The organism is Marinobacter sp. Arc7-DN-1 (genome assembly GCF_003441595.1).
Classification (GTDB): Bacteria; Pseudomonadota; Gammaproteobacteria; order Pseudomonadales; family Oleiphilaceae; genus Marinobacter; species Marinobacter metalliresistant.
This window is the reverse complement of the sequence record NZ_CP031848.1, coordinates 1,739,044-1,757,630: the sequence shown is the minus strand read 5'-3', so window position 1 is coordinate 1,757,630 and position 18,587 is coordinate 1,739,044. Positions and strand designations below refer to the sequence as shown.

18 protein-coding genes, 1 pseudogene and 1 riboswitch are annotated in these 18,587 nt (G+C 55.8%); of the genes and pseudogenes, 14 read left to right on the top strand and 5 right to left on the bottom strand.

The features are described 5' to 3' along the window. Positions 1-206 precede the first annotated feature (206 nt). The 7 genes and pseudogenes from D0851_RS08320 (at position 207) to D0851_RS08290 (ending at position 7,036) form a co-directional block, all read left to right on the top strand. Positions 207-1,640 carry a 4Fe-4S binding protein gene (locus D0851_RS08320; protein WP_117618220.1) on the top strand — a complete coding sequence of 478 codons (1,434 nt, stop codon included), beginning with the start codon at positions 207-209 and terminating at the stop codon, positions 1,638-1,640. A 72-nt stretch (positions 1,641-1,712) separates the two neighbouring features. Next, complete coding sequence (locus tag D0851_RS08315; protein WP_117618219.1) at positions 1,713-2,246, top strand: iron transporter; 534 nt, start codon at positions 1,713-1,715, stop codon at positions 2,244-2,246. Positions 2,247-2,406: 160 nt separating this feature from the next. After that, a riboswitch (cobalamin riboswitch) is annotated at positions 2,407-2,610 on the top strand. Between the two features lie 147 nt (positions 2,611-2,757). Further along, a pseudogene (locus D0851_RS08310) lies at positions 2,758-4,470 on the top strand (ribonucleoside triphosphate reductase); the annotation flags it as partial. A gap of 89 nt (positions 4,471-4,559) precedes the next feature. Then, positions 4,560-4,706, top strand: a complete 147-nt coding sequence (gene nrdD / locus D0851_RS08305; protein ID WP_117618217.1) for an anaerobic ribonucleoside-triphosphate reductase — start codon at positions 4,560-4,562, stop codon at positions 4,704-4,706. Position 4,707: 1 nt separating this feature from the next. Then, a complete protein-coding gene (locus D0851_RS08300) occupies positions 4,708-5,412 on the top strand; it encodes an anaerobic ribonucleoside-triphosphate reductase activating protein (RefSeq protein ID WP_205422294.1) in 705 nt (234 codons plus the stop codon). 35 nt (positions 5,413-5,447) lie between these two features. Then, positions 5,448-5,810, top strand: a complete 363-nt coding sequence (locus D0851_RS08295; protein ID WP_117618216.1) for a DUF488 domain-containing protein — start codon at positions 5,448-5,450, stop codon at positions 5,808-5,810. Between the two features lie 116 nt (positions 5,811-5,926). Beyond that, entirely contained in the window at positions 5,927-7,036 is a 1,110-nt protein-coding gene (locus D0851_RS08290; RefSeq protein ID WP_117618215.1) for a methyl-accepting chemotaxis protein, read from the top strand. Here D0851_RS08290 and D0851_RS08285 read toward each other — a convergent pair. Both D0851_RS08285 and D0851_RS08280 read right to left on the bottom strand, forming a co-directional pair. Then, positions 7,020-8,183, bottom strand: coding sequence for a cytochrome P450 (locus D0851_RS08285; protein WP_117618214.1), 1,164 nt, complete (start codon positions 8,181-8,183; stop codon positions 7,020-7,022). The two genes, D0851_RS08290 and D0851_RS08285, sit on opposite strands and share 17 nt — an antisense overlap. Before the next feature lie 119 nt (positions 8,184-8,302). Beyond that, positions 8,303-9,016, bottom strand: a complete 714-nt coding sequence (locus D0851_RS08280; RefSeq protein ID WP_117618213.1) for a succinate dehydrogenase iron-sulfur subunit — start codon at positions 9,014-9,016, stop codon at positions 8,303-8,305. A 143-nt stretch (positions 9,017-9,159) separates the two neighbouring features. Between D0851_RS08280 and D0851_RS08275 the strand changes: the two genes are divergently transcribed. Both D0851_RS08275 and D0851_RS08270 read left to right on the top strand, forming a co-directional pair. Beyond that, positions 9,160-9,339: a hypothetical protein gene (locus D0851_RS08275; protein WP_117618212.1), complete on the top strand. Its 180-nt coding sequence runs from the start codon at positions 9,160-9,162 to the stop codon at positions 9,337-9,339. 16 nt (positions 9,340-9,355) lie between these two features. Continuing rightward, positions 9,356-9,577, top strand: a complete 222-nt coding sequence (locus D0851_RS08270; protein ID WP_117618211.1) for a hypothetical protein — start codon at positions 9,356-9,358, stop codon at positions 9,575-9,577. Positions 9,578-9,621: 44 nt separating this feature from the next. Here the strand turns inward: D0851_RS08270 and D0851_RS20185 are convergent, their stop codons facing one another. Both D0851_RS20185 and D0851_RS08265 read right to left on the bottom strand, forming a co-directional pair. Then, entirely contained in the window at positions 9,622-9,795 is a 174-nt protein-coding gene (locus tag D0851_RS20185) for a hypothetical protein (protein WP_162893703.1), read from the bottom strand. Positions 9,796-9,861: 66 nt separating this feature from the next. After that, entirely contained in the window at positions 9,862-10,533 is a 672-nt protein-coding gene (locus D0851_RS08265) for a hemerythrin domain-containing protein (protein ID WP_117618210.1), read from the bottom strand. Between the two features lie 113 nt (positions 10,534-10,646). Here D0851_RS08265 and norR point away from each other — a divergent pair, with 113 nt between their 5' ends. Next, positions 10,647-12,224 carry a nitric oxide reductase transcriptional regulator NorR gene (gene norR, locus D0851_RS08260; protein ID WP_117618209.1) on the top strand — a complete coding sequence of 526 codons (1,578 nt, stop codon included), beginning with the start codon at positions 10,647-10,649 and terminating at the stop codon, positions 12,222-12,224. A gap of 16 nt (positions 12,225-12,240) precedes the next feature. On the opposite strand, the gene hemN is transcribed toward norR, so the two are convergent. After that, positions 12,241-13,620: an oxygen-independent coproporphyrinogen III oxidase gene (gene hemN, locus D0851_RS08255; RefSeq protein WP_117618208.1), complete on the bottom strand. Its 1,380-nt coding sequence runs from the start codon at positions 13,618-13,620 to the stop codon at positions 12,241-12,243. 374 nt (positions 13,621-13,994) lie between these two features. Here hemN and D0851_RS08250 point away from each other — a divergent pair, with 374 nt between their 5' ends. From D0851_RS08250 to D0851_RS08235, 4 genes are all read left to right on the top strand, one after another. Further along, complete coding sequence (locus D0851_RS08250; protein ID WP_117618207.1) at positions 13,995-14,441, top strand: c-type cytochrome; 447 nt, start codon at positions 13,995-13,997, stop codon at positions 14,439-14,441. A gap of 15 nt (positions 14,442-14,456) precedes the next feature. Next, positions 14,457-15,869, top strand: coding sequence for a cbb3-type cytochrome c oxidase subunit I (locus tag D0851_RS08245; RefSeq protein WP_117618206.1), 1,413 nt, complete (start codon positions 14,457-14,459; stop codon positions 15,867-15,869). A 96-nt stretch (positions 15,870-15,965) separates the two neighbouring features. Next, on the top strand, positions 15,966-17,795 hold the full coding sequence (locus D0851_RS08240; protein WP_117618205.1) for a nitric oxide reductase activation protein NorD: 1,830 nt from the start codon (positions 15,966-15,968) through the stop codon (positions 17,793-17,795). A 13-nt stretch (positions 17,796-17,808) separates the two neighbouring features. Beyond that, a complete protein-coding gene (locus D0851_RS08235) occupies positions 17,809-18,585 on the top strand; it encodes a CbbQ/NirQ/NorQ/GpvN family protein (protein ID WP_117618204.1) in 777 nt (258 codons plus the stop codon). Positions 18,586-18,587: the final 2 nt, after the last annotated feature.

The following is an 18,587-nucleotide window of genomic DNA, read 5'->3' as shown; positions in this document are numbered from 1 at the left end:
ACGGCAGGCTGCCAACATGCAAGCCCAAAATTGGCCCCGATGCTGAGCTGCCGCTGAAGTAACCTCGCCGGTTGGTTGAAAACGAGGTGCCCGTCAATTTTCCACCCGGCTCATGGAGATGAGACCAAAGACTGGGGTTTGATAAGAATCATTATCATTAGGTTTTTTCTGTTGTAAAGTTGGTGTGGTTCATCAGGGGTAACGCTATGAATGCCATTCCCATAAAAGACATCAGTGAAACCTCAGCGCCAACGCGTTTTGTTGGGGGTTCTGATCGTGCTTCAAAGCATCCCGGTGTAGAACGCATTCTCTCCCGTCTGGGTCCTTGGTTGCCCTGGGTGCATGTGGTCATGTTCCTGGTATTCCTGGCTGTGCTGGTCGTCCCTGTGTATCTGCCGGAGTCAGCAGAACAGGCAACCTTTCTGGATGATGGCCGGGTGCTGGCAAACTATCTGCTGTGGGGTGTGTGGTTCCCTCTGGTGTTTTTCTCGGTGGTGATTACCGGAAGAAGCTGGTGCGGTTTTCTGTGCCCGATGGGGGCCGCGTCGGAACTGGCCAACCGCCATGGACTGAAAATGCAGACACCGGCATGGGTTCGCTGGCCGGGCACGCCCATCCTCAGCTTTATCATTATCACCCTGTTGGGCCAGACCACCGGTGTACGTGACCACCCGGAGGCGACTCTGGAAATCTTCGGCGGCACCTTCGTAATGGCCGTCATCGTCGGTTGGCTCTGGGGGCGCAACAAGCGGGTATGGTGCCGGCACCTGTGCCCCATAGGGTTATTACTGGGGGTATTTGCCCGCCTGGGTGCGGTGCAGCTTTGCCCGCGAAAGTGGAAGTCCGGACCGGACGAACTCACTGACAAAACCATTTGCCCTACCTATATCGACTTGCCCCGTAAACGGGCTACTCGCCATTGCATCGAATGCCTGCGCTGTATTCTGCCCGGCCATACAGCGGGCCTGGCGGTGTCTTTCCGCAGGCCGGGTCAGGAACTGGAATCCATTCGTCATCATGCCCCGGATGGTTGGGAAATCCTGTTTATCTTTCTGGGTGCCGGTGTGGCTCTGGGTGGCTTCTTATGGCTGGTGCTGCCATTTTACAGCGACTGGCGGCAAGTGGCAGGTACCTGGTTTATCGAACAGGGCCAGTACTGGATTGGTAAGCCTGGGCCGGCCTGGCTGATGAGTGTGCATCCGGAGCGCCGGGAAGTCTTTCGCTGGCTCGATTTCTTCATGATCGCCGGCACCATGGTCGCGGTCATGGCATTGTCTGCTCTGGTGCTGAGTGTGGCATGTCTGGCGAGTGCCGGGCTGGCCAGGTTGCAGGGCGGTACCGCAAGCCTGTTTCAGGCCTTCGTCCAGATTGGTTACAGCCAGGCCCCCGTGGCGCTGATGGCTCTGATGATCGGCCTCGCCACCGAGCTGTTCACCCCCTTTCTGCGCCTGGGTATGACCGCCGTGCAGGTCAGTAATGCGAAAGCCGCAATGATTTTTCTCGGCTGGGTCTGGAGTGTTTGGCTGGCCTGGCGAATTCTGCAGGGCCTGGGTGTTGGCCGTGGCCGCTGGCTGGCGCTGTTACCGAGTGCGGCGGGCAGCAGTGCCATGGCTGCCGCCTGGTGGATGGCGGTGCTCTGAGATCTACCGCATTCCGGCAAGTTCCCGATCAAAAAAGAAGATGTGAAACCACCCTAAAAGAGGAGTAAGGCTATGAAAACAAGCACTCGCGCATTCACTGCTGCTGCCATGTTGACCGGCAGCCTGGTGCTTGCCGGCCACGCTATTGCTGGCGAAGTGGTGGTCGGTGAGCCCGTAGAGAAGCATGGCATGGAAATCGGCGCGGTGTACCTGCAGCCGGTGATGATGACACCGGAACTGCCGGGCATGGGTGAAAAGGATATCCATCTGGAAGCGGATATCGCCGCACTGCCTGGTAACAATAACGGTGCCGGTGCCTGGGTTCCTTATCTGGGAATTACCTTCACGCTGACCAAAGATGGTTCGGATTGGTCCAGAACCGGCGCTTTCATGCCGATGGTGGCCTCTGATGGACCGCACTACGGTGCCAACATCAAGCTGGACGGCCCGGGCAAATACCATGTGGTTTATCACATTGATCCGCCCCCCTATCAGGGATTTTATCGCCATAAGGACAAAGAAACCGGTGTCGGCAAATGGTGGGTTCCGTTCGATGTGGAGTGGGATTTTGCCTACGTGGGTACCGGCAAGAAAGGTGGTTACTGATTAATTGAAGGCCTCCAGCCAGCTTGTCCGTTACCGGGCTGGCTGGTGTTGCCGCCGCCTTTCCTCTGTTTCCCAATCCCTCGCTCATTCTCTCCCTTTGTTCGATTTTTAAGAAGTAAACGAGATAAATTTTCTTGGTTGAATTTTTCTGCATTAATATATATAGTAATTGTGTCCTGGTAAGCCACAATATGTTGTGTTTGTGGCAAGGAATCCGGTGAGACTCCGGAACTGACGCGCAGCGGTATTGGGGAACAACCGTGGCATGATGACACTGGCGCAAGCCGGGAAGTCGCCACGCAAGGCCGAACCGGAAGGTTCACGCCCCTGAGTCCGAAGACCTGCCAGGGCAACATGCACTGCACCTTCGCGACTCAGGGTGAACAGTTGGTCAAGCCCCGGGTCTGGTTGCCCGTGTGTGATCTCCTGTATACGCGAAGGTTCTACAGACCTGATGCGATTCCAGGAGGAGCACATGCCCGCCACGACCACCTCAGAAGCTGCCGATCCATCCTTGCTGGATATCTCGGCCACCGTTAGTGAATACCTTCATCGCAGCGACTGGCGGGTAAACGCCAACGCCAATCAGGGCTACTCCCTCGGCGGTCTGATTCTGAATACCGCCGGCAAGGTGATTGCCAACTACTGGCTGAACGAGGTTTACACCCCGGAAATCGGCCAGGCCCACCGTGATGCCGATCTGCACATTCATGACCTCGATATGCTCAGTGGTTACTGTGCCGGCTGGTCCTTGCGAACTCTGCTGCATGAGGGGCTCAACGGTGTGCCGGGCAAAGTGGAAGCCGGGCCTCCCAGGCACTTGTCCAGCGCCATCGGCCAGATGGTGAACTTTCTCGGCACCCTGCAAAACGAATGGGCAGGGGCCCAAGCCTTCAGCTCCTTCGACACCTACCTTGCGCCGTATATCCGTAAGGACAACCTGAGCTATGAAGCGGTTCGCCAGTGTGTCCAGGAGTTTGTCTACAACCTGAACGTACCCTCCCGCTGGGGCACCCAGACTCCCTTCACCAACATCACCCTGGACTGGGTGTGCCCGGAAGACCTGCGTGGACAGATCCCGGTGATTGCCGGTGTGGAAATGCCCTTCAGTTATGGCGACCTGCAGGCCGAAATGGACATTATCAACCAGGCCTATATTGAAGTGATGACCGCTGGTGACAGCATGGGCCGGGTATTCACCTTTCCCATTCCCACTTACAACATCACCCGGGATTTTGACTGGGAGTCGGACAATGCCCTGCGACTGTTTGAAATGACCGCCCGCTACGGCCTGCCGTATTTTCAGAACTTCCTGAATTCAGACCTGGAGCCCAACATGGTCCGTTCCATGTGCTGTCGCCTGCAGCTGGACCTGCGCGAGCTGCTCAAACGCGGTAATGGCCTGTTCGGTTCCGCCGAGCAAACCGGCTCTCTGGGTGTCGTTACCGTAAACTGCGCTCGCCTTGGATATCTCTACAAGGGGCAAAAGAGCGCGCTGCTTGCCCGGTTGGATAAGCTGATGGGCCTGGCCCGGGATAGCCTGGAAACCAAGCGCAGGGTGATTGACCAGTTGATGGCAGAGGGTCTGTTCCCTTACACCAAACGCTACCTGGGGACCCTGAGAAACCACTTCTCCACCATTGGGGTGAATGGATTGAACGAGATGGTCCGCAATTACACGGATGACCGGGAAGACATCACCAGCGAGTCAGGCCGGGCGCTTGCTCTGGACGTTCTTGACCACGTTCGCGAACGCATGAAGGCCTACCAGAAAGAAACCGGCAACCTCTACAACCTGGAGGCCACGCCAGCCGAAGGCACCACCTACCGGTTTGCCAGGGAGGACCAGAAACGTTTTACCGGTATCCTGCAGGCAGGCATACCCGATGCTTCCTACTACACCAATTCCAGTCAGCTCCCAGTGGGTTATACGGATGACCCCTTCGAGGCTCTGGACCTTCAGGATGAGCTGCAAACCCGCTACACCGGTGGCACCGTACTACATCTGTATATGCGCGAGCGCGTCATCGATGCTGCCACCTGCGGTCGGTTTGTACAACGGGTGCTGGAGAATTACCGATTGCCGTATATCACAGTAACGCCCACCTTCTCGGTTTGCCCAGTGCACGGTTACCTCAATGGCGAGCACAAATTCTGTCCGAAATGCGATGAACTGCTGATGGCAGAGCAAGCGTTACCCCAGAAGCCAGAGGCTGTGGCCTGATTTCCGGGGCAGGGCTCCGGTAAAACCGGGGGTGGCTGCTGCAACAGCCACCCCCGGAACTTTCCCAAGACGAGTAAAAGGAGATTAGCATGGAAAACCAGAAGCTTGCCGATGACAGCCAACGCCAGCGTTGTGAAGTATGGACACGGGTAATGGGTTATCACCGCCCGGTGTCTGCCTTCAACAAGGGCAAGCAGTCCGAACACCGTGAACGCACTCACTTCCGGGAGCGTTGAAATGACCGCGGATAACCTGGTGATCGGGGGCATGGCTGCCTTCTCCACCGTCGATTATCCACAACACCTGGCGGCAACCCTGTTTCTTCAGGGTTGCCCCTGGCGTTGCCATTATTGCCATAACCCTCACCTCATACCACTGAAGACCGATGATGAGAAAGTTACCTGGCAGCAGGTAAAGCATCATCTTGAGGGCCGGCAAGGCTTGCTGGATGCGGTGGTGTTCAGCGGTGGCGAACCGACCATCCAGAAAGCCCTGCTGCCCGCCCTTAAGCAGACCCGCGAGATGAGTTTTCGCAACGGCCTGCATACCGGAGCCCCCCACCTTGACCTGCTAAAACCACTCCTGCCCTGGCTGGACTGGGTAGGGCTGGATATCAAAGCCATGCCTTCTGACTACGAAGCAGTAACCACGAGTCGCTACTCCGGCCCGGAAAGCTGGGCCGCTATTGAGGCGTTGCAAAAAGCCAATGTGGATTTTGAGTGCCGGATGACCTGGCATGGCGGGTTGCATGGTCCGGAGCAGATTATGGGGGTGGGTCAGTGCCTGGCTGACCGCGGTGTTGATAGATTTGCCGTACAGGTCGCTCGCAGCGATCAGATGCTGAATGAGCAGATCGGCACTGGGTGCATATCCCGAAATGATAGAGACACGGTCAGGCTGGCCCTCACCCCGATTTTTGCAAGCATGGAACTCCGGGAGTAGGCTCGGGGATATTACGTTCACATAACGAGGGAACAATGGACATCCGGCTGAAACGTGCCTACGAGGCCCCCGCACGCTCAGACGGTCCGCGAGTGCTTGTGGATCGTATTTGGCCTCGAGGGGTTGCCAAAGAAGATGCCGACATTGCCCACTGGTTGAAAGGGCTGGCACCGTCCACCGGGCTACGGAAGTGGTTCGGCCACGATTCGGATAAATGGCCAGAATTCCGGGAACGATACCTCAGGGAGTTGGCCACGGATGAGGCCGGGGAGGAGCTTGAGAAACTCAAAAACCTGCTTGAAGAGCACAACCGCATTACTCTGGTGTTTGCGGCGAAAGATACCGGGCATAACAATGCGGTAGCGCTGCGGGACTTCATTCTGAATAATCAACTTTGAAGCAGGCGCCGCGCCACTGGTCTTGCTGGTGGTTGTTACAAATCCGTACAGTTGCCTCCAAAAAGATGGATATAATATGCATTAAATATGTATTAAATTAAGAAGCTGGAGTTTTTATGACTTTTTGGCCGTCCACAAAGCGCGCAGAGTTGCTTGAAGGGGAGTTGTCGGCATTGAAGGAGGCCTACGGACAGATCAGTGAGCAGAAGAGGGTGCTTGAGAGCCGTCTGGAGGCAGAAACCGATGCTCTGGAGCAAACCCAGGCTGAGCTCAAGCTCAGTCACCGACTGATGTCTGGCCTCGGTCAGTTTGGCTCATCCCTTTCCGAGCTCAAGGGGTCTTTCAGTGAGTTATCGGATCTGCTGGGCTCTCGTAGAAGTGAAGCTTTGAAAACCCGGGATGAATCCAGTCGGGTGCGAGATGGTATGGCGCTATTGATACAGCAACTGGGCGGCGCCCGGGAGCGAGTGCTCAATTCCGCTGGCCAGATTGAGGCGCTGGAATCGGAAACCGGCAGTATTAATACACTAGTGGATGTGATTGATGGAGTCTCTGATCAGACCTCTCTGCTGGCTTTAAACGCCAGTATCGAAGCCGCCCGTGCCGGCGAGCATGGCCGGGGGTTCAGTGTAGTGGCTACCGAAGTGCGTAATCTTGCGTTCCGGGCCGGAGAAGCCACCCGGGAAATTGACGATGCCATCAGCCGGATTCGTGCCAAGACCACCTCGGTTTCAGCCGCCAGTAAGGCCAGCAGTGAAGAAATGGAAAAACTGGCGGCAGAGGCGGAATCGGCACGGGATCGCCTGCTGTCTCTGATCGACCTGGCTGACACGTCGTCAACTGCTTTAGGTAATGCTGCTCTGTTGTCAGAAATTGAACTGGCGAATCTTGAAGAGCTGGAAATCAAACTGACAGTCTACCAGGTTCTGGCCGGGCTTTCGGACAGGCGGGCCGACAGCCTGCCATCCGAAAGCGAATGCCGCCTGGGGCAGTGGTACTATCAGGGGGATGGCAATGAGCAATACGCCGGCCGGATGGATTTCCGGGCTATTGAAGAGCCTCACCGGCTGGTGCATGTTTATGCTATTGAAGCCGTGAAAGCACACCATGAAAACCGGCCCGAAGATGCACTGCAGGCGCTGGAGGCCATGGAGACCAACAATCTTGATGTTATGACGCGGCTGCGCCGGTTGGTGTCGGGTGCAGCCCTTATCGCTTTTCAATGAGCATCGGTAGGTAACTGAAGCCTCCGGTCGGGAAAACGGCCCGCTCAGGCTGCTTGCCGGGGGCAGGTTTCAGGGTGTCGACACTGGAAAGAAATTCCTCCACCAGAACCCTGAGCTCCATCCTTGCCAGAGGTGCCCCCGGGCAAACGTGAACGCCGGCGCCGTAAAGCAGATTCTGGTCGCGGTTCTTCTGTGGGCAAAATGCATCCGGGTCGCCGAAGACCTTTTCGTCACGGTTGGCGGACGCCCACAGGATGGTGATTTTCTCGCCTGCCGGAATCCTTCTTCCGCCAATCTCCACGTCCCGGGTTGTGACCCGGCGGTTAGACATCAGTGGCGCATCCGTACGAAGTATTTCATCAATAGCGTCCGACAACGCGCCGGTATCGTTGGCGAGGCTCTGTCTCAGATCCGGATGTTCAGCCAGGTAACTCAGGAGAATCGATACGCTGGAGCTGATTGTGCCCAGTTCACCGACAGTCCAGTTCCGCAGCAGGCTGGTGAGCTCTCCATCGGTCATGGGGCGACCATTGACGGCTTCTTCCATAAGCGAGGTTGTGACGTCTCTTGGGGCATTGGCTCCGGCCTGGCGCCGGGTTTCCAGCAAGTCGTGAATATAGCCGTCAAACTCATGGGCAACTTCAGCCATTGCCTGCCGGTCACGGGCCAGGGTGGCCCGGTGGTTTTTTAGTACCCATTCGCGGAGTGGTTCATGGAGAGAATCAGGCCAGCCCATAAAAGCGCACTGTATCTGCAGGGCAAAGGCTCTGCTGAACTTTTCCACGACATCGAACGGCTGGCCGTCGGGCAAACTATTGATGAGGTTGCGGGCAATGTTGCGACAGGTTGGCTCGAATTCGCTCATTGCCTGTTGCGAGAAGTAGGGCTCGATTACCTGTCGATAGGGCGTGTGTTCAGGCGGGTCCATGCCATTGGGGACCGAAAGATGGTTAGATGCGGCACTGCTGAAGGTTTGGTGATCTTCCAGCACTCGCATTACATCGCCATGCCTGAATAGCGTCCAGTGCTGGTAATCACTCCAGGCGACCGGGCACTGGGCGCGCATGGCATCGTAGGCCCGTATCTGGTCCCTTAGAACCTCATCCGTTCGGGGGTTCCAGTCAGGCTTGCGGGGATCGTCTGCCATTGCTCATCCTCGGGAAGAAACATGTCCCGTCAGACTATCAGAGGGCCGGGTTTTCTTCTTGAAGATAGATCAATTGGTGTCTGGTTAAATTTCCCGAATCAACCCGTTGTCATGGGTGATCAGACCTGTTCGCGAAGCAGCATGGTCTTGATATGACCGATGGCCTTCATGGGATTGAGCCCCTTGGGACAGTAAGCCGTGCAGTTGCCAATGCCTCGGCAGCGAAACACGCTGAACGGATCTTCGAGCTTTTTCAGTCGCTCACTCGTAGCTGTATCCCGTGAATCCACCAAAAACCGGTACGCCTGCAGTAATCCGGATGGCCCGATGTACTTTTCCGGGTTCCACCACCAGGAGGGGCAGGCGGAGGTGCAGCAGGCACAGAGAATGCACTCGTATAGCCCATCCAGCTTTGCGCGGTCCTCCGGGCTCTGCAGCCTTTCGATTGCAGGATCAGGAGTATCGTTGATCAGCCAGGGCTGAACACGTTCGTACTGTTTGAAGAACAGTGACTGGTCTACCACCAGATCCCGGATAACCGGCATACCCGGTAACGGCCGGACCTCCAGAATATCCTTCTTCCCGAGGGCATCCTCTACCCGGGTTATGCAGCCCAGGCCATTGCGACCATTGATGTTGAGCCCGTCCGAACCGCAAACACCTTCCCGGCAGGAACGACGAAAAGACAGTGTTGGATCACGGGTTTTGAGGTGTTCCAGGACATCGAGAACCATGCGGTTGCGAAATTCACCGTCAACGTCGATGTCCTGATTGTAGGGGGCGTTGTCCTGTTCCGGGTTGTAACGATACAGGCGAACGGTAAAGACCGACATTCTGCTACCCTCCTGGAATTTCATACATTCTCTGTATGGGTTTAAGGTTAGGTTAGCAATGGCCAACCCGCCAACACCTTACTTCAGGGGGTTATGGGCAATATCCCGTTCTTTGCCTGGGGGCAGATTTCTCCGGACAGCGGATGAACCGGCTGTACCGTGAGAACATTGATGTCGACACGGTTCTGGCCGAGCTGCGGCCCCTGTTCCGGGCGTACCGGGAGCAGCGTGAAGCCGGGGAACACTTCGGTGATTTTCTGGTGCGCAGCGGGATGGTTGAAGCGGAGCGTACACCGACTATGCTACATGAAGCCCTGAAATAACAATGGGAGGCGGGCCATGGATACGCCGGAAAGCCGGGAGTGGGAGCGACTGGCGTTTGTCGAGGGCCGGGACGGTGTGGCAACCGCCGCGGCTTTTGCAAAGCAGGGTATCGGTCAGTACGAGTCTGCCGTCCGGGAGGCGGACTCCGGTGGCAACCAGTACGGTGCGGCCTACCGGGAAAGTCTGCTGGCATCGATCCGGGTGTATCGGGAGTACCTGCTGCAACATGGGCCCTGATCTGACCGGGGTTCATGTTGCGGGTAGATGTTGATGATGCACGACTAATACATCTCCAGCCGGCCAATATCCCTGGACTGCAGCCGGGCTTCGGCCTGCTGGTTGGCCGCCAACTCCCGGAACAGCTCTTCTGCCTCCCGGGCGTTCTGCGCCAGCTTGGACCGTAACTCGTAGATGTCTGTCAGGGTCTTGTGAGCCTGCAGGGTATTCTTCAGCACCTCGTGAATAGCTGGCCGGGAGATTGTTTACTCATGCGCATTTGCTCCTAACGTATAAATCTACCCTCAGAACTGAAACCTCGGGAATAACACTTCTCTTTCCAGATACATCTGCTCGGACAACCGGAAATCCAGCGCTTTCAACTCCCGGTAAAACCGCTGCCAGGACCGGCAGGCGGACTCCGGAGCCCGGTAGTTCCGGGTCATCTGACGCAGCTTGTCCAGTTGCCGTTTGATGAGGGAGTGCTCTTCGTTCATTTGAGCGATTGGCGTGTCCGGGTTCGGTGGCTGGTCATGCTCCATCCGCTTCAGAACGTAGGCATTCTCCCGCTCAATGTGGTCGGTGAGCGTGTGCTCCAGCTTTTTGATGGCCAGTGTGATGCCCTTTGGGACGTCAGGGTTCGCCCTGTGCACTGCCTCGATCTTGCGGGCGAGCCGGTGAATTTCTGGCAGTTTCGCCATATGCCCGGCATCGTAGCCCCGTAATATGAGCTCCAGCAGCACATCTGTGTCCAGCTCCTCAATCGGTGACTTTTCCATCACCGTATCAAACAGTTCCTGACACAACCGCTTCGGCTCGACATCGGCAATGGATGCGACGATGTCGACGGTTGTCAGGCGGTGGGCCTCAATTTCCGGCACGTACTTTCGGAATACGTCCAGGGTCTGGGGGCACCGGCTGACCAACTGGCCGACGGTGGTTTCACTGCAGCTGCCTAGAATATCCTGATAGTTCATTGCTGATCCTCCTCTCTTACTTTAAGATATATATAGAATACATTTTAATTAGTGTCAAGAATTGTTCTCATTTTCTCGGCGCATCAACAGGGGCATAAGTTTGGAGGGTGAAAATGATTGATGCATTACTGGATATCGCAGTCGATCTGACAAAAGACCTGTCTGCGCAGGATCGTTACCAGCGGCTGCTGGGCGCCGTGCGCAGGGTTCTGCCATGTGATGCATCCGTGCTGCTCAAGTATGAAAATGACCTCTTGGTGCCGGTCGCGATAGACGGCCTGTCGACCGACACACTGGGGCGGCGGTTTGATCCTCGCCAGCACCCCCGCTTCCAGCAGATCATCGCATCGGAGCAACCGGTGCGCTTTCCCGCCGATTCCGAGTTGCCTGACCCCTATGACGGTCTGGTGTTGGGGCACGAAGGCAACCTGGAAGTTCACGCTTGCATGGGTTGTGCCCTTTATGTTGATCAACAGCTGCTTGGAATTCTGACGCTGGATGGCTTGACGCCGGGCATGTTCGATGGCGTCGATGATCAGACCATGTCAGCATTTTCTGCCCTGGCGGCGGCTGCCATGCGCTCGGCTCTGCTGATCGAATGGCTGGAGCAGCAGGCCAGACATAAAAACCTGCTGGCGCAGGAACTGGTTAGTGAGGCGCTGAAACGGGATGGCGGAGAACTCATTGGTAAAAGCGCTGAAATGCAGCACCTCAACAAAGAGCTCGAATTGGTAGCGGCCTCGGATTTGTCTGTCCTGATTGGTGGTGAGACCGGCGTTGGCAAAGAGCTGGTAGCCCGGACCATTCACCTGTTGTCATCGCGGTTGGACCAGCCGCTGGTTCATATCAACTGCGCGGCGCTGCCGGAGTCTCTTGCTGAAAGCGAACTCTTCGGGCATTCCAAAGGCTCCTTCACCGGCGCCACCTCGGATCGGGACGGTAAGTTTGAGCTGGCGGACGGCGGCACCCTGTTCCTTGATGAGATTGGTGAGCTGTCTCCGCTCCTACAAGCCAAAATGTTAAGGGTCTTGCAAAATGGTGAGGTTCAGAGGGTGGGATCGGATAAGACCAGGCATGTGGATGTTCGCATTCTGGCGGCTACCAACCGGGACCTGAAAGAGGATGTCGAAAACGGTCATTTCCGTCGCGACCTCTACCATCGACTCAGTGTTTTTCCGGTGGAGGTGCCCCCGCTGCGGTACCGTCATGGAGATATTCCGCTACTGGCCGGTTACTTTGCCGAAAAAATGAGACTCAAGCTCGGTCTGAAGAGCCTCCGTATTGCTCCGGAAGCGCTAAGTCAGATGGGCGCCTATTCCTGGCCGGGTAATGTCCGTGAGCTGGAGCATGTCATCAGCCGGGCATCACTCAGGGCGAGGTCAGAGCAGCGGCGGGGCATAGCCACTATTGAATCGCGGCATTGTGACCTTATCGATGGAGGCCAGGTTCAACCGATAATTTCCCGGTCTACCCGGGATATCGAGCCAGATGCCTCTCCGGAACCCGAAACCCCCGCGGATACCGCCATGAACGATGCGCTGGCGGACTTCCAGAGAAATCTCATTTCCGAGCGATTGGCGGCAAACAACCAGAACTGGTCACAGGCCGCAAAATCCCTGGGCATGGATCGGGGCAACCTGCACCGAATGGCCAAGCGGCTTGGTCTCAAAAGCGTGACCAGCAGGCCCTGAAGCAACCCCTTGTGGATCAGATAACCTTGGAAAACTGGTGCTTGCTTTCGGTTGGGTGGAGGTAGGCATCGAATACCATGGCAATGTTCCGTAGCAATAATTGCCCGGTCGGTGTAACCGCTACCCGGTGAGCGTTGATAATAACGAGGTTATCCATGGCCATCCCGGCAAGCTGTCGCATCTCCCTGTAAAAATAATCGAAGAAATCGATGCCATAACGTGCGCTGACTGTCTCGTAAACCACCTCGTTCTGACACATCAGCGACTGAATCACATCACGCCGGATCCGGTCGTCAAAAGACAGCTGATAACCTCGGGCGATAGCCAGAGAGCCACTGTCGATGGCCGCAAAATAATCGTCCTCCTGTCGCTTGTTCTGACTGAAACTGTGATTTGTTCTACCGATTGAGGTCATGCCAATTCCGATCAGGTCCGTGTCGGCGTATGTGGAATAGCCCTGAAAATTCCTTTGCAGCTGGCCACTGTTTTTGGCCAGGGCCAGCTCATCGTCAGGCAGTGCAAAGTGGTCCATTCCAAGATAGACATAGCCGGCCCCCTGCAGCCGCTCAACGGTCATCTCCAGGATGGCCAGCTTGGTTTCCGGTGATGGCAGATCGTCAATATTGATAAGTTTCTGGGCTTTTACCTTGTCAGGCATATGCGCGTAGTTATAGATGGCCAGACGCTCCGGTCTTTTCGAAAGCATGGTATCCAGGGTGGTACTGAAGCTCTCAACCGTCTGGTGCGGCAAGCCGTAGATCAAATCCACATTGGTTGACCGGTAGCCCGCGGCGCGCGCTGCGTCAATCACCGCGAACGTTTGTTCGACCGACTGAATCCGGTTCACCGCACTCTGAACTTTGGGGTCAAAATCCTGCACACCCAGACTGATGCGATTGAAACCAAGCTCATACAGCAATGGGATCGTGGTCTTGCGTACCGCCCGTGGGTCGATCTCAATGGAGAACTCCCGGGACTCGGGGGGCGCCAGGGTGAAATTCCGGCTGATCTCCCCCAGCAGCGTCGAGAGTTGGTCATCATGCAGAAAAGTGGGTGTACCGCCTCCGAAATGAAGTTGACTGACCTCCCGATTCGGATCGACAAGCTCCGCCTGCCGGGCAATCTCGGTATGAATGCGCTCAAGATAGGGAATACTGCGTTCTTGCTTGTGGGTAATAATCTTGGCGCAGGCGCAGTAGAAACAGAGGGATTTGCAGAAGGGAATGTGAAAATAGAGGGATAGGGGCGTCTGCAACTGGTTACTTTGCTCAAGCTCACGCCGGTACTCCGCTTCCCCAAAACTGCCAGAAAACTCCACGGCAGTTGGATACGAGGTATAGCGCGGGCCGTAGGTGTCATATTTCACCAGAAGATCCGCATTGAAATCGACCGTCATGGGGCACTCCTCATTTTCCCGGGTGTCTGGACTGCTGCCTGTTTTGCCTGCTGCAATACAACAGCAATTCCGGGGCCAGCTCTTCAACCAACTGTTTTCTAATGAAAAGATTTCTGCTTGCGGGAATTGCCCGAATACCCGGTGTCACTCTGACACAACCCAATCTGCAGTTTGACAACACCCCTGTGTCATGACGATGCATTGTCAAAGTGACACTCGCTATCGAAACGACCTGAATTCAGCGTTGTCGTTCGTACCACACACTCCCCGTATGCATCGGAAAAAACCAGTTAAAGCAACAAGATAAAACTTTGGCGTGCCAATTGCCTAATCGGTTTGCAGTTTGAACCACCAATGCATAACAGGAGTCAGCTATGGCTGAGAAATTTACCAAAAGTATGGCCAGGAACATTTACTACGGCGGTAGTTTTTTCTTTCTGTTGCTCCTCCTGGGTTTGACCGTTGATACCGTACGGCAACTCCCGGAGCGAAGCCGCAGTGAGAACATTACCCCTGAAGTAGCCCATGGCAAGGAGCTGTGGGAAACCAACAATTGTATCGGGTGCCACAGCCTGATGGGCGAAGGCGCTTACTATGCGCCGGAGTTGGCTAACGTCTTTGATCGCAGAGGCATGGGGAATGAAGAAGTCTTCAAGGGCTATATGCAGTCATGGATTGCGGCGCAACCCATGGATAACCCCCGGCGGCGCAAAATGCCCCAGTTCAATCTTACTCAGGAAGAAGTCGATGCCCTGGCGGAGTTCCTGATCTGGACGTCCAGAGTCGATGACAACAACTGGCCACCCAATATTGAAGGTTGAGGCAGGAAAACAATGATGAAGTACACTTCTCAACAGGTTGCAAAACCTTATTTTATTTTTGCGCTGATACTGCTTGCTGGGCAGATTGCCTTTGGTCTTCTGATGGGCATCCAGTATATCAATGGCGATATCGGATTCCCCGCCATCCCGTTCAATGTCGCGCGGATGGTCCACGTAAACCTCCTCATCATCTGGATATTGTTCGGGTTCATGGGGGCCAGTTACTACCTGGTTCCGGAAGAGTCCGAAACCGAGCTGTTCAGCCCCCGGCTGGCCAGAATTACCTTCTGGATTTTTGCCGTGGCGAGTGTTGCAACCGTTCTCGGGTATCTTCTTGTTCCCTATGCGGAACTGGCGAGAATCACCAAAAATTACCTGTGGCCAACCATGGGCCGGGAGTTCCTGGAACAGCCCACTATCACCAAGATTGGTATTGTTATTGTCTGCCTGTCTTTTGTTTTCAACATCGGAATGACCATTCTGAAAGGGCGGAAGACCGTTATAAACATGGTGCTGATCACCGGCCTGGTCGGGCTGGCGGTTTTCTACCTGTTCTCCTTTTACAACCCGGCCAACCTGACGCTCGACAAGTATTTCTGGTGGTTTGTCGTACACCTTTGGGTTGAAGGTGTGTGGGAGCTGATTCTTGGGGCGATTCTGGCCTTTGTACTGATCAAGGTCACCGGCGTAGATCGTGAATACATTGAAAAATGGCTGTACCTGATCATCGCCATGGCCTTGATCTCCGGATTGATCGGAATGGGCCATCATTACTTCTGGATTGGTCCTCCCAAATACTGGCTGTGGATGGGTTCGGTATTCTCCGCGCTGGAGCCGGTGCCTTTCTTTATGATGGTGCTGTTTGCTTTCAAGGTGGTCAAAGAGCGTCGCCGCACGCACCAAAACCAGGTTGCCGTAACCTGGGCTCTGGGCTGCTCGGTGATGGCCTTCCTTGGCGCTGGAGTCTGGGGCTTCCTTCATACTCTGGCTCCGGTCAACTACTACACCCACGGTACGCAGTTAACCGCAGCCCATGGCCACCTGGCGTTCTTTGGTGCCTATGCGATGATCGTGATGTGTATTATTTCCTATGCCATGCCAATCCTCCGGGGCCGCCCTCAGGGAAATCCGCTGGCTGCCCAGAAAGTGGAGAAGTTCGGCTTCTGGGCCATGTCTATCAGCATGGTTGGTATTACCCTGGCGCTGACAGTCGCCGGCGCCTGGCAGGTCGCTCTGCAACGGATACCAGAGTCAGGCGATGCACTCAGCTTCATGGCCACACAAGGCGAACTGATGGGATTTTATTGGGTTCGTCTTGGCTTCGGTGTCATGTTCGCCTTGGGATTGGCCGCCTACTTCGCCAGCTTTTTCGTTGGCCGCGAAGTCGCTCGCGCTGAGGCCGGGGCGGCCCTGCCGCAAACTTCATAGTGACATAATCAGGTAAACGGTTGGCTGCCTCTGCCTGCGACCCGGTTTTTTGGGCGGGTTCGGGCGAGGGGTGGCCCACATACCCGGGGAGCAACTATGGAAGAATTTATCGGCAAGGTCTGGGATCGCTGGGTTACCCGGCAGGTGACCTCTGATTTTACCAGCGCATCGGTCAATCTCGCGGATCTGCAGGCAGAGCTTACGCTCTACTATCGGGCGCTGGGCGGCGCACCGGGCAAAACCCTGGAGCCTGCCGATACCCGAAAGGTCCGGCTCAGGCGAACAGGCATGCAGCGTGTCGCCGGCAGCCATCAGCGTTTTGCACTGCCTTGGCAGGATGACCGCAGTGTGCGTTTGCCGTCGTCACTGGCGGTATTTTCGTCCGCCCGGCTCAATACATCGCTCTATTACTGGCTGGTGGCGGTGGCCGCCCACTTGCCACAGGTACGCGACTGGTTTCGGGACAATCAGCAGGCCGTCCTGGCATTGACATCGTCTTATCCCGGCCTCAACAGGCAGTATAAGGAGCTTGTGGCCGAACTGATGGCATTGAGACCGTCAATTGAGAATCTTCCCGAGGATCTCCGGCGCCAGGAACTGGCGGTTGCCCAAGCATTGCGAAATCCGGGGCTTCGGGCTGATCTGCCATCATCGGCATTTGACTGCTTTCCAGTCTGGCTATGGTTGTACCCCACACCGCCGACCCTGTTCAGCGTACCGGTCAGCACGGCCGGATCCGGGCCGGAATCTGAAGCGGGAGAACGCTCGTCCGAACAACAAACCCTGCAGCAACGCAAACAGGCGCAGCGAATCGATGATGAGCATGAAACGGATGGCTTGCTGGTGTTTCTGCCCGACAGCCTCATGAGCTGGACCGAACAGATCAATCTTGATCGCTGTCAGGATGATGACAGCGATGATGATTTCGAGCAGATCGCCAATGACATCGACCTGATTACGGTTTCACGCCAGCGCAAAGCCAATGCGGCAAAGGTGAAGTTTGATCTGGATCTGCCAGCAGCGGAAAACGACGAACTGTGCCTGGGACCGGGAATCCGCTTACCGGAGTGGCACTACAAACAAGGGCGTTTACGGCCCGATGCCTGCCTCTTGCAACCGCTTCTGGCGGATGAAGCAGAGCCGGTCATGTTACCGGCACATCTCCGGCAGACCAGTGAGGAGGTCAAGCAGAAGTTTTCCCTGCTGGGACTACGGCGCACCCGGCTTCGGGGCCAGCCGGACGGCCAGGACCTCGACCTTGATGCCTGGCTTGATGACTTCAGCAGACCGCTCAGGGATACCGCCAGACAGAATTTTTTTCTCGATCAGCGCCAGACCCATCGTGATTTCTGCTGCCTGATCCTGGCGGACCTGTCCCTGTCGACCGAAGGTTACGTCAATGACGACTGCCAGGTGATTGATGTAATCCGCGACAGTCTGATGGTGCTGGCCGAAGGCCTGAACCAGACACGGGATGAGTTCGCTATCTATGGCTTCTCCTCCGTGCGCAACAGTCATGTCCGCTATCAGCTAATGAAGAACTTTGGTGAGCCGTACAGTGATCGGGTCCGTGGCCGTATTGCCCGAATCAAACCAGGTTTCTATACCCGTATGGGGGCCGCAATCCGGCAGTCCACCCGGATCCTGGAGATGCAGCCCCAGGCTCACCGTGTCCTGTTGTTGGTCAGTGACGGCAAGCCCAACGACCTGGATCAATACGAAGGGCGTTACGGGATTGAAGACACCCGACAGGCGATTATTGAAGCCCAACAACTGGGGATAACACCCTACTGCGTTACGGTGGATGAGCAGGGCCATGATTACCTGCCCTACCTATTTGGCCGCGATGGTTTTGCCGTAGTCAATGATCCCACCCAGCTCCCGAAAGTATTGCCCCGGATTTACCTGAACGTATCAACGCACTGATTTTGAGGTGGTCATGAATAGCCATAGTTATTACCAGGTTCAGAATGATGAATGTGAAATATTTCAATATGCGGTTCAGCATCGTTTGCCAGTGCTGATCAAAGGCCCGACAGGTTGCGGCAAGACACGCTTTGTTGAACATATGGCAGAACAGCTGGAACGCCCTCTTTATACCGTCTCCTGTCACGATGATCTGACCGCTGCGGATCTGTTGGGGCGACACCTCATTGGCCCCGAGGGAACCTATTGGCAGGACGGCCCGCTAACCCGGGCTGCTCGTGAGGGCGGGATCTGTTATCTCGATGAAATTATCGAGGCTCGCAAGGATACAACGGTTGCTTTGCATTCGCTGTCGGACCACCGGCGAACCGTTCACCTTGAGCGCACCGGCGAAACCCTGACCGCTCATGACGACTTTATGCTAGTGGTCTCCTACAACCCTTCTTACCAGAATATGGTCAAGGGCCTGAAACCCAGCACCCGGCAACGGTTTGTTGCCATGAGTTTTGATTATCCGGAGCCCTCGGTTGAAGCTTCGATCATTGCCCATGAAGCAGGTATTGATGAGGCCACTGCCGGGCAACTCGTAAAACTGGCGACGGATATTCGCCGGCTGACTGATATCGATCTCACGGCAGCTGTCTCAACCCGCTTACTGATCTACGCCGGAAAGATGCTCAAAAGTGGCTGTCCCGCCCGAAAGGCCTGCCTGTATTGCTTGATCGAGCCACTGACGGATGAACCGACAACTCAGCAACCGCTGCTGAGGTTGGTCGACGCACACTTTTGACG

What these genes read in the sequence shown, in the direction of transcription:
- D0851_RS08320 (WP_117618220.1), top strand. Translation starts at nt 207, where the DNA reads ATGAATGCCATTCCCATAAAAGACATCAGTGAAACCTCAGCGCCAACG.
- D0851_RS08315 (WP_117618219.1), top strand. Translation starts at nt 1,713, where the DNA reads ATGAAAACAAGCACTCGCGCATTCACTGCTGCTGCCATGTTGACCGGC.
- nrdD (WP_117618217.1), top strand. Translation starts at nt 4,560, where the DNA reads ATGGAAAACCAGAAGCTTGCCGATGACAGCCAACGCCAGCGTTGTGAA.
- D0851_RS08300 (WP_205422294.1), top strand. Translation starts at nt 4,708, where the DNA reads ATGACCGCGGATAACCTGGTGATCGGGGGCATGGCTGCCTTCTCCACC.
- D0851_RS08295 (WP_117618216.1), top strand. Translation starts at nt 5,448, where the DNA reads ATGGACATCCGGCTGAAACGTGCCTACGAGGCCCCCGCACGCTCAGAC.
- D0851_RS08290 (WP_117618215.1), top strand. Translation starts at nt 5,927, where the DNA reads ATGACTTTTTGGCCGTCCACAAAGCGCGCAGAGTTGCTTGAAGGGGAG.
- D0851_RS08285 (WP_117618214.1), bottom strand. Translation starts at nt 8,183, where the DNA reads ATGGCAGACGATCCCCGCAAGCCTGACTGGAACCCCCGAACGGATGAG.
- D0851_RS08280 (WP_117618213.1), bottom strand. Translation starts at nt 9,016, where the DNA reads ATGTCGGTCTTTACCGTTCGCCTGTATCGTTACAACCCGGAACAGGAC.
- D0851_RS08275 (WP_117618212.1), top strand. Translation starts at nt 9,160, where the DNA reads ATGAACCGGCTGTACCGTGAGAACATTGATGTCGACACGGTTCTGGCC.
- D0851_RS08270 (WP_117618211.1), top strand. Translation starts at nt 9,356, where the DNA reads ATGGATACGCCGGAAAGCCGGGAGTGGGAGCGACTGGCGTTTGTCGAG.
- D0851_RS08265 (WP_117618210.1), bottom strand. Translation starts at nt 10,533, where the DNA reads ATGAACTATCAGGATATTCTAGGCAGCTGCAGTGAAACCACCGTCGGC.
- norR (WP_117618209.1), top strand. Translation starts at nt 10,647, where the DNA reads ATGATTGATGCATTACTGGATATCGCAGTCGATCTGACAAAAGACCTG.
- hemN (WP_117618208.1), bottom strand. Translation starts at nt 13,620, where the DNA reads ATGACGGTCGATTTCAATGCGGATCTTCTGGTGAAATATGACACCTAC.
- D0851_RS08250 (WP_117618207.1), top strand. Translation starts at nt 13,995, where the DNA reads ATGGCTGAGAAATTTACCAAAAGTATGGCCAGGAACATTTACTACGGC.
- D0851_RS08245 (WP_117618206.1), top strand. Translation starts at nt 14,457, where the DNA reads ATGAAGTACACTTCTCAACAGGTTGCAAAACCTTATTTTATTTTTGCG.
- D0851_RS08240 (WP_117618205.1), top strand. Translation starts at nt 15,966, where the DNA reads ATGGAAGAATTTATCGGCAAGGTCTGGGATCGCTGGGTTACCCGGCAG.
- D0851_RS08235 (WP_117618204.1), top strand. Translation starts at nt 17,809, where the DNA reads ATGAATAGCCATAGTTATTACCAGGTTCAGAATGATGAATGTGAAATA.